This is a genomic window from Pseudacidovorax intermedius, from assembly GCF_001476815.1.
GTDB classification, from domain to species: domain Bacteria; phylum Pseudomonadota; class Gammaproteobacteria; order Burkholderiales; family Burkholderiaceae_C; genus Xenophilus; species Xenophilus intermedius_A.
The window spans coordinates 1-12,582 of the sequence record NZ_LDSL01000003.1 but is presented as its reverse complement, the minus strand read 5'-3'; the positions used below and the strand labels follow the sequence as shown (position 1 = coordinate 12,582).

The window sequence follows — 12,582 nt, the reverse complement described above, 5'->3', positions numbered from 1 at the left end:
GCCCTATGCGGGCCAGGCGATGTTCAGGAACACCTGCGACACCTGCGCGAAGCGCCGCGCCAGCGCCTGCCCCGCATAGGGCGTGGCCGCGGGCGGCTGGGCGGCCGAAGGCTCGGCCCCGGACGGCATGCCGGCGAACAGCTCGGCGGCCAGCGCCATCCAGGCTGCCGCATCGACGTTGCCGGCCGCCGCCACCACCGTCTTCGGCCCCACGTGGTGCGCCTGCACGTGGCGCAGCAGGTCGTCGCGGACGAAGCCCTCGATGTTGGCCAGCGTGCCGATCACGGGCATGCCCATGGGCGCGTCGCCCCAGATGGCGCGGTCCAGCAGCACGTCAGCGCTGTCCTGCGGGTCCTCGTCGTACTCCAGCGCCTCCTGGCGGATCACCTCCAGCTCGCGCTGGAGTTCCTGGGCGGGAAAGGTGCTGTTGAGCACGATGTCGGCCGTCATGCGCAGCAGCGGGTCGGCATGCTGGCCCAGGCCGGTCATGAAGTAGCCGGTGAAGTCCTTGCCGGTGAAGGCATTGACGTCGGCGCCCAGGCGCTCGGCGTCCAGGTTGATGGCTTGCACCGAACGGCTGGCGGTGCCTTTGAACGCCATGTGCTCCAGCACGTGGCTGATGCCGTTGGTGGCCGGCGTCTCGTCGCGGGAGCCGACGCGCAGGAACACGCCGACGCTGGCGCTCTGCACATGCGGCATGGGCACCACGAGCAGGCGCACGCCGTTGGGCAGCTGGCGCAGGAGCGCCGTGCCTTGTCGTTGCGCGGGCGCCGTCATCGCCCGGCGGCCTCCGTCTGCTGCGCGCCGACGCGCAGGCCGTACAGGGCCAGCAGGCCCACCATGTGGCCGACCGAGACGCCGGGCTCGCCGGCTTCGATGCGCCCGATGGTCTGCACATGCACACCCAGCCGCGCCGCCGCTGCGGCCTGCCCCTCCCCGGCCGCCAGCCGTGCGGCCTTGGCGGCCGCGCCCAGTGCCTGGATGGCGGCCCGGGCGTCTTCGCCGATGTCTGTGGATATGCGCTTGCCTTGGGTCATCGGTGCATTGTCGCGGCGGTGGGCGGCGCGGCCGGCCGCCAGGCCGGAATCCCGTGGACGACGGGTCCGAGGGCAATTTGTCCAGTTTCCCCGGTGCCGCAAAACGCCTCCAATCGGTCCGCGGACGCTCCCGCAGACAACAACTCGCGCCACCCGCTGGCCGCAGAAAACCATGGATTGGGTTCCCGTCGTCTTCATCGCCTTCAAGGTGATCGTGTTCGGTACGTGCATGTTTCTCTCCATCAAATGGCACCACGACCAGGCGAAGAAGGAGAAGGAGAAGAAGGCACGGGACGCGCTGGCGCCGAAGAAGGTCCAGGGGCCCTGAACGGCGCGCGCCCTGCCCTAATCCCTCAGTGCTTCGGTCATCAGGCCCAGCAGCGCATCGGCCAGGCTGGAGGGCGGCATCGCCCTGTGCCGGACCGCCAGCACCGGCTGCGTCGGCGCGGCCGCGATCGGCCGCCAGGCCAGCCGCCCGTTCTGCCACGCCCGCGCCGTGAGGTCGTCCACCAGCGCCACGCCGGCCCCGCTGGCCACCAGCGCGCAGGCCGCCTGGCCCGAACGCACTTCGATGCGCGACGTCGGCACCCGCCCCGCCTTCTCCGCTGCCTTGCGCATCAGCTGCCCTTGCGGCGTGTCCTCACTGAAGGCGATCAGGGGCTCGCGCAGCAGGTCGGCCAGGCGCACGGTGCGCCGTTGCGCAAAGGCGTGGTCGGCCGGAAAGACGCAGCCCATCTTCCAGTGCCCCAGCGTCTGCGCGCTCAGCAGCGGATGCGTGACGGGCACTGTGCAGATGGCGATGTCGGCCTCATGGTGCACGAGCTGGCCCACCATCTCGCGGGCGCGCAGCGTCTCCATGTAGAGCTGCGCCGACGGAAAGCGCTGCGACAGCGCATGCAGGGCCCGCGGCACCCGTTCCAGCCCGGCGCTGGGGCTGCACAGCACGCGAAGGCGCAGGCCGGCGCCATCGCGCAGCGCCTGGGCGCGGGTTTCGATGCCCCGCACGCCGCGGTAGACCGACTCGACCTCCTCGTACAGCGCCTGGGCTTCGGGCGTCGGCCGCAGCCGGCCGCGGCCACGCTCGAAGAGCGTCAGGCCCAGCTGCAGTTCGATGTGCGACAGCATGCGGCTGATGCCGGGCTGCGACACGTGCAGCAGCCGCGCGGCATCGGTGATGGAGCCGGCCAGCATCACGGCGCGGAAGACTTCGATCTGGCGCAGGTTCATGGTCGGCAATGGGGCTGGGCGTGCATAACGGCATGTTATGCAGATCGCGCGTCTTGGTATTTCACGGCAAGCGAACAAGCCGCCATGATCCCGCCCGTAGCAAAAGACGGAGACACGCATTCCATGACCCTTCGATTCACCCGCCGGGCTGCGCTCGGCTGGCTCGCCGCCTCGGGCGCGGGCGTCCTGCCCTTCACCAGCCACGCCCAGGCCGAATGGCCCACCAAGACCGTGCGGATCATCGTGCCCTTCGCGCCGGGCGGCGGTGCGGACAGTTCGGCCCGCGTCCTGGGCGACCTGCTGGCGCCGTTGCTGGGTCAGGCCGTGATCGTCGAGAACAAGCCCGGCGCCGGCAGCGCCATCGGCGTGATGGCCGCGGCCCAGGCGCGCGACGGCCACACGCTGCTGATGGCCAGCAACAGCATGATCATCAACCCAGCGCTGAATCCGCAGATCGGCTACGACCCCATCGCCGACTTCGACGCGGTGGGCATGGTGTCCGACCAGCCGCTGGTGCTGGTGGTGCCGGCCAGCTCGCCCATCCGCTCGATGCAGGAGCTGGTGGCGCAGGCCAAGGCCAGGCCGGGGCAGCTGAGCGCCGGAAACAGCGGCACCGGCACGCTCGCGCACATCGCCTCGGAAATCTTCGCCGGCCAAGTGGGCGCCGAGATCGTGCCCGTGGCCTACAAGGGCGAAAGCGCGCTCATGCCCGACCTGATCAGCGGCCTGCTGGGCTTCGGCTTCCTCAACCTGCCGAGCGTGGCGCCGCACATCAAGGCGGGCAAGCTGCGGGCGCTGGCGGTGTCCTCCTCGCAGCCGGTGGCGGAGTTGCCGGGTGTGCCGACGGTCACGTCGCTGGGCTATCCGGCGCTGGAGGTGCGCGGCTGGGCCGCCCTGCTGGCCCCGCACGGCAGCATGGCGCCGGCCGCGCTGGCACGGCTCGAGGCGGCGCTGGCCAAGGTGCTGGCGTCGGAGACGGTCAAGTCCAAGTTCGCCATGCTCAATGTGGCGCCCGTGGTGATGGACCGCCAGGCCACCGCCCGTTTCCTGCAGGCCGAGACGCGCCGCTATGCCGACATCGTCAAGTCGCGCGGCATCAAGGCGGGCTGAGTCGATGACGCCGACGACGCCGAATCTGGCCGAAGCCGTGCCCGCCATCGAGGCCGATGTGCTGGTCTGCGGCGGCGGCGTGGCCGGCACGGTCGCCGCCGTGGCCGCCGCGCGCCAGGGTGCCCGCACCGTGCTGATGGAGCGCTACGGCTTCCTGGGCGGCAATGCCACGGCCGGCGCCGTCGCGCAGTTCAACAGCTGGCAGACCGCCGCCGGCCGCCGCGTGGTGGCCGGTCTGGCGCAGGAGGTGGTGGACCGCCTGCGCGACTACGGCGGCGCGGGCGAGCACCACAGCTTCGTCATGTCCACCGGCCACCGGATGGACCGGGTCGAATACGCGCCCGAGCTGCTCAAGCTGGTGCTGGACGACCTGGTGCGCGAGGCCGGCGTGCAGCCGCTGCTGCATGCCACGCTGCTCGACGTGCAGCGCGAGGGACGGCGCATCGCCTCGGCACGCGTGCTGACCAAGGGCGGCCCGCGCACCGTGCGGCCGCAGGTGCTGATCGACACCTCGGGCGACATGGACGCCATGAAGCATGCCGGTGCCACCTTCCTCGAACTGGGCGAGGACGAGGCACTGCAGCCCGCGACCATGATGTTCCGCTTCGGCCCCATCGACTTCGCGCGGCTCGACGCCGTGAGCAACGAAGAGAAGGAGGCCATCGCCCGCCGCGGCTTCGAACAGGGCGAGCTGGCCCGCGCCGCCCTGCACCTGGCGCGCGACACCTTCTCCGATGACGGCTGGTTCAACATCAGCCGGCTGGGCATCGACGCCACCGACCCCATGGCCCTCGGCCGGGCCGAGATCGAAGGCCGCCGCCAGGCCTGGCGCGCCGCGGCCTTCCTGCAGCGCGAACTGCCGGGCTGCGAGCGGGGCCGGCTGCTGAACTTCGGCACCCAGGTCGGCATCCGCGAGACGCGGCGCGTGGCGGGCGACCACGTGCTCACCGCCGAGGAACTGCTGCGGCCCGAACCCTTCGCCGATGCGATTGCGGCCGGCGCCTATCCCATCGACATCCACCCCGCGGCGGGTGGCGGGCTGACCTACCGCTCGCTGGGCGAGGCGCATGCCTACCGCATCCCGCTGCGCAGCCTGATCCCGCGCGGGCTCGACAACGCCCTGGTGGCCGGCCGCGGCATCTCGGCCACGCACGAGGCGCTGGCGGCCGTGCGGGTGATGACGATCTGCATGGCGATGGGCCAGGCCGCCGGGACGGCGGCGGCGATGGCCGTGCGCGCGGACGGTGGCGCCGACCTGCGCGCCATCGACGTGCAGGCGCTGCAGCGCCAGTTGCTGGCCGACGGCGCCTGTCTGGCCTGACACGTCGGTGGGGGCCGGTGCGGCCGGTGCGCCGTGTGACGGGCTGCGCCGATAATCCGCGCCCATGAATCCCCTGCTCGACAGGCTGCAGCCCTATCCCTTCGAACGGCTGCGGCAGCTCTTTGCCGGCGTCACGCCCAACGCCGCCTACTCGCCCATCAGCCTGGGCATCGGCGAACCCAAGCATCCCACTCCGCCCTTCATCAAACAGGCCCTCATCGACGGCCTCGATTCCCTCGCTGGCTATCCGGCCACCGCCGGCGACCTGAAGCTGCGCACCGCCTTCACCGACTGGCTGCAAAAGCGCTACGGCCTGGCGCTGGACCCGGCCACGCAAGTGCTGCCGGTCAACGGCTCGCGCGAGGCGCTGTTCGCACTCGCCCAGACCGTGGTGGACGGCAGCCGCACGCCGCGGCCCATCGTCGTCTCGCCCAATCCCTTCTATCAGATCTACGAGGGCGCGGCCCTGCTGGCCGGGGCCGACGTCTGGTACGCGCCGAGCGATCCGGCGCGCAACTTCGCCGTGGACTGGGACAGCGTGCCCGCCGAGGTCTGGCAGCGCACCCAGCTGGTGTACGTCTGCTCGCCCGGCAACCCGACCGGCGCCGTGATGCCGCTGGAGGAATGGCGCAAGCTCTTCGCGCTGTCCGACGCGCACGGCTTCGTCATCGCCTCGGACGAGTGCTACAGCGAGATCTACTTCCGCGACGAGCCGCCGCTGGGCGGGCTGGAAGCGGCGGCCAAACTGGGGCGCGACTTCCGCCGGCTGATCGCCCTCACCTCGCTCTCCAAGCGCAGCAACGTCCCGGGCCTGCGCAGCGGCTTCGTGGCTGGCGACGCCGGGATCGTCAAGCGCTTCCTGCTCTACCGCACCTACCACGGCAGCGCCATGAGCGGCAGCGTGGCCGCCGCCAGCATCGCCGCCTGGGGGGACGAAACCCATGTGGTGGACAACCGCGAGCAGTACCGCCGCAAGTTCGCCACCGTCACGCCGATCCTGGCGCCGGTGCTGGACGTGCGCCTGCCCGATGCCAGCTTCTACCTCTGGGCCGGCGTGCCCGCCGCCTGGAAGGGCGACGACGCCGCCTTCGCCCGGGCGCTGTACGCTCAATACAATGTCACGGTTCTGCCCGGCAGCTACCTCGCGCGCGAGGCGCAGGGCAGCAACCCCGGCCGCGGGCGCGTGCGGATGGCCCTGGTGGCCGACACCGCCGAATGCGCCGAAGCCGCGCGCCGCATCGCCGAGTTCGCCACCCGCGCGCCTTCGGCCTGAGCCGCACCCCCTCTTTCTTCGATCACCCGATCCCATGACCCAGCAACTGCAACAGATCATCGACACCGCGTGGGACGACCGCGCCGCCCTCTCCCCCAGCCAGGCGCCCAAGGAAGTGGCAGACGCGGTCGAGCACGTGATCGTCCAGCTCAACAACGGCAGCCTGCGCGTGGCCACGCGCGAGGGCGTGGGCCAGTGGACGGTGCACCAGTGGGTCAAGAAGGCCGTGCTGCTGTCCTTCCGCCTCAAGGACAACGAGCAGATCCAGGCCGGCAGCCTGGGCTTCTACGACAAGGTGCAGACCAAGTTCTCGCACCTGTCGGCCGACGAGCTGAAGCAGGCCGGCGTGCGCATCGTGCCGCCGGCCGTGGCCCGCCGCGGCAGCTACATCGCCAAGGGCGCGATCCTGATGCCCAGCTACGTCAACATCGGCGCCTACGTGGACGAAGGCACCATGGTCGACACCTGGGCCACCGTGGGCAGCTGCGCCCAGGTCGGCAAGAACGTGCACCTGTCCGGCGGCGTCGGCCTGGGCGGCGTGCTGGAGCCGCTGCAGGCCAACCCGACCATCATCGAGGACAACTGCTTCATCGGCGCCCGCTCCGAGGTGGTCGAAGGCGTGATCGTCGAAGAGAACTCGGTGCTGGGCATGGGCGTGTACATCGGCCAGAGCACGCCGATCTTCAACCGCGACACGGGCGAGATCAGCTACGGCCGCGTGCCCTCGGGCAGCGTGGTCATCAGCGGCAGCCTGCCCAAGAAGACCAAGTCTGGCCAGGACTACAGCACCTACGCCGCCGTCATCGTCAAGACGGTGGACGCGCAGACCCGCTCCAAGACCAGCCTCAACGACCTGCTGCGCGACTGAGCGCCGACCGGCCGCCTTCGGGCGGCCTTCTTCTTGCATCCCCTTCACCACCCCCGCCGCATACACCACAGGGAGCCGACATGGGCACGATGGAGCGCATTCTTCGCCTGATGGCCGAACGCCAGGCGTCCGACGTCTACCTGTCGCCCAAGGCGGCGGCGCTGATCCGCATCAACGGCCAGTGCATGCCGATCAACAACCAGATCCTGCCGGTGTCGGCACCGCTGGAGCTGCTGCGCGAGATCATCGACGAGAAGCGCATGGCCGACTTCGAGCGCACCGGCGAGCTCAACACCGCCGTGCCGCTGCGCGACGTGGGCAGCTTCCGTGTGAGCGCCATGCGCCAGCGCGGCAGCTGCGCGGTGGTGGTGCGCTTCATTCCCGTCACCGTGCCGGCCTTCGACACGCTGGGCCTGCCGCCCATCCTCAAGTCGCTGATCATGGAGCGCCGCGGCCTGATCCTGATGGTGGGCGCCACCGGCTCGGGCAAGTCGACCACGCTGGCCTCGATGATCGACCTGCGCAACGAGAGCACGCCGGGCCACATCCTCACCATCGAGGAGCCGATCGAGTTCGCCTTCCAGAACAAGAAGTCGGTGGTCAACCAGCGCGAGGTGGGCAGCGACACGGCCACGCTCGAAGCCGCGCTGAAGAACGCGCTGCGCCAGGCGCCCGACGTGATCCTGATCGGCGAGATCCGCGACCGCGAGACCATGACCGCCGCGCTGTCCTATGCCCAGTCCGGCCACCTGGTGCTGGCCACGCTGCATGCCAACAATGCCTACCGCGCGCTGAACCGGATCCAGAGCTTCTACCCGCTGGAAACCCGGGCGACGCTGCTCAACGACATGGCCAGCGGCCTGCGCGCCGTGATCGCGCAGCGCCTGCTGCGCACGCCGCAGGGCAGCCGCGTGCCGGCGGTCGAGGTGATGCTGAACACCGCGCTGGTGCGCGACCTGATCGAGCGCGGGGACTTCGACGCCATCAAGGACGCCATGGAACATTCGATGGCCGAGGGCTCGCAGACCTTCGAGGAGGCCATCGCCGACCACGTGCTGGCAGGACGGGTGACGCGCGACGAGGGCCTGGCCCATGCCGATTCGCCGGCCAACCTGATGTGGCGGCTGCAGAACGACAACCGGCCTCGCGACGCAAACCGGGGCAACGACGGCTCGCTGATGCAGCAGGCGGAGATGCCCACTTTCACCGACATCACGCTGGACGTGCCTGCGCGCTGAAGGGGCACCCCCATGCCGCTTCAACGCTCGGGGCGGCCGCCAGAGGCGGCTGCTCTTCGGGCACGTCCAAGCCTGCATTGGCAGGCTTGGAGCCGCGGCCCTCAGCCCCTCTCTGGCGCCTTCGGCTTGGAGGGGGGGCGCACCAGGTGGCTTGGCAAAGCCAGTTCCACGGGTGCACTGGCATGGCCTGCTCCGCGGCCTTTCGATTCCGGCGGGGGGTCACGTCCCTTGGCGAATTCATCGCTGTGCGGGCTTGCTTGCATGAATGAACGTTCCATTGATTACTTTCTGGGACACCAGCTTTCTGGCGTCCTTCTCTTTCCGCCATTGCCATGACCCGAACCCTGCAACTCGCCGAAGCACTGATCGCCTGCCCTTCCGTCACGCCCGATGACGCGCAGTGCCAGCAGATCCTGGGCGAGCGACTGGCCCGGCTGGGCTTTGCGCTCGAGACCATCGTGAGCGGGCCCGAGGACTTTCGCGTGACCAACCTGTGGGCGGTGCGTGGCGCGCCGACGGCGCCCACGCTCGTCTTCGCCGGCCACACCGACGTGGTGCCGACCGGGCCGCTGGACCAGTGGACCAGCCCGCCCTTCACGCCCACGCACCGCGACGGCAAGCTCTACGGCCGCGGCGCCTGCGACATGAAGAGCTCGCTGGCGGCCTTCGTGGTTGCCATCGAGGAATTCCTGGCCGCGCATCCCGACCCCGCCCTGCGCCTGGCCCTGCTGCTGACCAGCGACGAGGAAGGCCCCGGCGTGGACGGCACGGTGGTCGTCTGCAACCACCTCGCGGCACGTGGCGAGCGGCTGGACTACTGCATCGTCGGCGAGCCCACGTCGGTGGCCCGCTGCGGCGACATGATCAAGAACGGCCGCCGCGGCACCATGAGCGGCAGGCTGACGGTGCACGGCGTGCAGGGCCACATCGCCTATCCGCACCTGGCGAAGAACCCGGTGCATGCCTTAGCGCCGGCGCTGGCCGAGCTGGTGGCCATCAACGCCGCCGGCGGCTGGGACCCGAAGCCCAATCCCTACTTTCAGCCGACCAGCTGGCAGATCAGCAACATCCACGCGGGCACGGGCGCGAGCAACGTCATTCCGGGCAATGCGGTGGTCGACTTCAATTTCCGCTTCTCCACCGAGGTCACGCCCGAGGCGCTGCAGCAGCGGGTGCAGTCGGTGCTGGATGCCCACGGTGTCGACTACGACCTGAAGTGGACCATCGGCGGCCTGCCCTTCCTCACCACCCCCGGCGCGCTGGTCGAGGCCGTGCAGGCGGCCATCCGCGACGAGGCCGGCATCGAAACCGAGCTGTCCACCAGCGGCGGCACCAGCGATGCACGCTTCATCGCCAAGGTCTGCGCACAGGTGGTGGAGTTGGGCCCGGTCAACGCCAGCATCCACAAGATCGACGAGCACATCGAGGTCGACGCCATCGAGACCCTCAAGAACATGTACCGCCGCACCATCGAGCGGCTGGAGGCCGGCGCCCGTGGCTGACGACGCCAAGACCACCGTGATGGCCCTGGTGCAGGAGGCCGAGCAGCGCCTGACCGAGGCTGGCATCGCTTTCGGCCACGGCACCACCAACGCCTTCGACGAAGCGGCCTGGCTGGTGCTGTGGCGCCTGCGGCTGCCGCTGGATCAGCTGGACGAGAACGCCGAACGTGCCGTGTCGCCGGGCGCCGCCGCGCAGGTGCGCACCCTGGTGGACGAGCGCATCGCCACCCGCAAGCCCGCCGCCTACCTGACCAAGGAAGCCTGGCTGCAGGGCGTGGACTTCTACGTGGACGAGCGCGCCATCGTGCCGCGCAGCTTCATCGCCGAACTGCTGGCCGACGCCAGCATCGACAACTGGCTGGGCGAGCACACCCGCCGCGTGCTGGACCTGTGCACCGGCAACGGCAGCCTGGCGGTGCTGGCCGCCATGGCCTGGCCCGAGGTGCAGGTCGATGCCGCCGACATCTCCACCGAGGCCCTGGAGGTCGCGGCCATCAACGTCGCGCGCCATCAGCTCGATGCCCGCGTGCGCCTCCTGCCGTCCGACGGGCTGGCGGGTGTCGACGGCGTGTACGACCTGATCCTGTGCAACCCGCCCTACGTCAACGCCGCCAGCATGGCCGCGCTGCCGCAGGAATACCGCGCCGAGCCCGAACTGGCCCTGGCCGGCGGCGCCGACGGCATGGACTTCGTGCGCCGCCTGCTCGCCGACGCCCCCGCCCGCATGAGCGAACACGCCGTGCTGGTGCTGGAGATCGGCAACGAGCGGCCTTTCTTCGAGGCCGCCTTTCCCCACCTCGAGGCCGTCTGGCTCTCGACCAGCGCCGGCGACGACCAGGTGCTGCTGCTGACCCGCGACGCCCTCGTCGCCCATCCATGATCATCCTGAACAACGTCGTCCTGCGCCGCGGCACCAAGGTGCTGCTCGACAGCGCGAGCGTCACCCTCAATCCCGGCGAGAAGGTCGGCCTGGTCGGCCGCAACGGCGCCGGCAAGTCCACCCTGTTCGCCCTGCTCAACGGTACGCTGCACGAAGACGGCGGCGACTTCAGCATCCCGAAGCAGTGGCGCATGGCCCAGGTGGCCCAGCACATGCCCGAGACGGAAGACTCGGCCACCGACTTCGTGGTGGCCGGCGACACCCGGCTGGCCGAGGCCCGCGCGGCCCTGGCCCAGGCCGAGGCCCTGCATGCCGCCGACCCGGACGATGCCGACGCCGGCATGGCCCTGGGCCAGGCCTACAGCGACATCGCCGATGCCGGCGAGCACGACGCCGTGCCGCGGGCGCAGGCGCTGATCATGGGCCTGGGCTTCAAGCTGCACGAGCTGGAGCGCCCGGTCAACAGCTTCTCGGGCGGCTGGCGCATGCGCCTTCAACTGGCCCGTGCGCTGATGTGCCCCAGCGACCTGCTGCTGCTCGACGAGCCCACCAACCACCTGGACCTGGACGCCCTGGTCTGGCTCGAAGCCTGGCTGCAGAAGTACGACGGCACCATGCTCGTCATCAGCCACGACCGCGAGTTCCTGGACGCCGTGACCGACGTCACCGTGCACATCGAACAGGCCAAGCTGACGCGCTATGGCGGCAACTACAGCAAGTTCGAGGACATGCGCGCGCTGCGCATGGAGCAGCAGCAGATCGCCCACGAGCGCCAGCAGGAAAAGATCGCCCACCTGCAGAAGTTCATCGACCGCTTCAAGGCCAAGGCCAGCAAGGCCAAGCAGGCGCAGAGCCGCGTCAAGGCCCTGGCGCGCATGGAGCGCGTGGCGCCGCTGCTGGCCGAGGCCGAATTCACCTTCAGCTTCAAGGAGCCGGCCAACCTACCCAACCCGATGCTCAGCATCACGGACGCGAGCTTCGGCTACCTGCATGAGGACGGCAGCGCCACCACCATCCTGTCGGGCGTGAGCCGCGGCGTGCTGGCGGGCCAGCGCATCGGCATCCTGGGCGCCAACGGCCAGGGCAAGTCCACCTTCGTGAAGACGGTGGCGCACGACCTGCAGTTGGTCTCCGGCACCGTGACCGAGGGCAAGGGCCTGGCCATCGGCTACTTCGCCCAGCAGGAGCTGGACGTGCTGCACGAGACCAGCAACCCGCTGGAGCACATGGTGCGGCTGGCGCGCGAGCTGGGCTCCGCCGCGCCGGCCGCCCGCACCGAGCAGGACCTGCGCGGCTTCCTGGGCAGCTTCAACTTCAGCGGCGACATGGTCAAGCAGCCGGTGGGCACCATGAGCGGCGGCGAGAAGGCGCGGCTGGTGCTGGCCATGATGGTCTGGCAGCGCCCCAACCTGCTGCTGCTGGACGAGCCGACCAACCACCTGGACCTGGCGACGCGCGAGGCCCTGGCCATGGCCCTGAACGAATTCGAAGGCACGCTGATGCTGGTCAGCCACGACCGGGCGCTGCTGCGCACGGTGTGCGACGAATTCTGGCTGGTGGGCCGCGGCGAGGTGCGCGATTTCGACGGCGACCTGGACGACTACCAGCGCTACCTGCTGGACGAATCCAAGCGGCTGCGCGAGGAGGCCAAGCAGGCGAATGCCGCGGAGGTGGCGGCGGCATTGGCATCGGCATCGGCATCGGCATCGGCCGCGGCTGCGGCGCCGACGAAGGCTGCTGACGTCGCGCCTGCCGCAAAGGCCGCTGCATCCGCGCCGGCAACCGCACCGGCACATGCTGCGGTTAGTGCTGCCGTGGACGGCCGCACCCAGCGCCAGAACGACGCCCGCGAACGCCAGCGCCTGGCCGAGCAGAGCCGGCCGCTGCGCAAGGAGCTCGCCAGCCTCGACCAGCGCATGGCCCAGGCCAATGCCGAGAAGAGCGCCCTGGAAGCACGCCTTGCCAGCCCGCTGCCGCCCGCCGAGATCGCGGAAGCCGGCAAGCGCCTCAAGCAACTGGGCGACGAGATCGAGGCGATGGAAGAGCGCTGGCTGGAACTGTCCGAGGCGCTGGAAGGCATCGGGTCCTGAACAGCCGGTCCTGAGCAGCCGGTCCTGAGCAGCCGG

General features: G+C 70.2%; 11 protein-coding genes and 1 pseudogene. 9 read left to right on the top strand and 3 right to left on the bottom strand.

Translation table 11 applies throughout. The features are described 5' to 3' along the window. Window positions 1–9 precede the first annotated feature (9 nt). Window positions 10–777, bottom strand: a pseudogene (locus NS331_RS00285) (M16 family metallopeptidase); the annotation flags it as partial. Beyond that, a complete protein-coding gene (locus NS331_RS00280) occupies window positions 774–1,037 on the bottom strand; it encodes a helix-turn-helix domain-containing protein (RefSeq protein WP_058640027.1) in 264 nt (87 codons plus the stop codon). The pseudogene NS331_RS00285 and the gene NS331_RS00280, both read right to left, overlap by 4 nt. A 172-nt stretch (window positions 1,038–1,209) precedes the next feature. Between NS331_RS00280 and NS331_RS26515 the strand changes: the two genes are divergently transcribed. Beyond that, window positions 1,210–1,365, top strand: coding sequence for a hypothetical protein (locus tag NS331_RS26515; protein ID WP_193758016.1), 156 nt, complete (start codon window positions 1,210–1,212; stop codon window positions 1,363–1,365). Between the two features lie 17 nt (window positions 1,366–1,382). On the opposite strand, the gene NS331_RS00275 is transcribed toward NS331_RS26515, so the two are convergent. After that, window positions 1,383–2,264, bottom strand: a complete 882-nt coding sequence (locus NS331_RS00275) for a LysR family transcriptional regulator (RefSeq protein ID WP_058640026.1) — start codon at window positions 2,262–2,264, stop codon at window positions 1,383–1,385. A gap of 123 nt (window positions 2,265–2,387) precedes the next feature. Between NS331_RS00275 and NS331_RS00270 the strand changes: the two genes are divergently transcribed. From NS331_RS00270 to NS331_RS00235, 8 genes are all read left to right on the top strand, one after another. After that, window positions 2,388–3,374 (top strand): Bug family tripartite tricarboxylate transporter substrate binding protein, encoded by a 987-nt coding sequence (locus tag NS331_RS00270; RefSeq protein WP_058640025.1) that lies wholly within the window; start codon window positions 2,388–2,390, stop codon window positions 3,372–3,374. Between the two features lie 4 nt (window positions 3,375–3,378). After that, the gene (locus NS331_RS00265) at window positions 3,379–4,695 is read left to right on the top strand and encodes an FAD-dependent oxidoreductase (protein ID WP_058640024.1); all 1,317 of its coding nucleotides are present in this window, start codon (window positions 3,379–3,381) and stop codon (window positions 4,693–4,695) included. 64 nt (window positions 4,696–4,759) lie between these two features. Beyond that, the gene (gene dapC / locus NS331_RS00260) at window positions 4,760–5,968 is read left to right on the top strand and encodes a succinyldiaminopimelate transaminase (RefSeq protein WP_058640023.1); all 1,209 of its coding nucleotides are present in this window, start codon (window positions 4,760–4,762) and stop codon (window positions 5,966–5,968) included. 34 nt (window positions 5,969–6,002) lie between these two features. After that, window positions 6,003–6,836 (top strand): 2,3,4,5-tetrahydropyridine-2,6-dicarboxylate N-succinyltransferase, encoded by an 834-nt coding sequence (gene dapD / locus NS331_RS00255; RefSeq protein WP_058640022.1) that lies wholly within the window; start codon window positions 6,003–6,005, stop codon window positions 6,834–6,836. A gap of 80 nt (window positions 6,837–6,916) precedes the next feature. Further along, a complete protein-coding gene (locus NS331_RS00250) occupies window positions 6,917–8,074 on the top strand; it encodes a PilT/PilU family type 4a pilus ATPase (protein WP_058640021.1) in 1,158 nt (385 codons plus the stop codon). 332 nt (window positions 8,075–8,406) lie between these two features. After that, window positions 8,407–9,576, top strand: coding sequence for a succinyl-diaminopimelate desuccinylase (dapE, locus tag NS331_RS00245; protein WP_058640020.1), 1,170 nt, complete (start codon window positions 8,407–8,409; stop codon window positions 9,574–9,576). 19 nt (window positions 9,577–9,595) lie between these two features. Further along, window positions 9,596–10,456 carry a 50S ribosomal protein L3 N(5)-glutamine methyltransferase gene (prmB, locus tag NS331_RS00240; protein WP_058640028.1) on the top strand — a complete coding sequence of 287 codons (861 nt, stop codon included), beginning with the start codon at window positions 9,596–9,598 and terminating at the stop codon, window positions 10,454–10,456. Then, window positions 10,453–12,546 (top strand): ABC-F family ATP-binding cassette domain-containing protein, encoded by a 2,094-nt coding sequence (locus NS331_RS00235; protein ID WP_058640019.1) that lies wholly within the window; start codon window positions 10,453–10,455, stop codon window positions 12,544–12,546. The genes prmB and NS331_RS00235 overlap by 4 nt, the downstream gene beginning before the upstream one ends. Window positions 12,547–12,582: the final 36 nt, after the last annotated feature.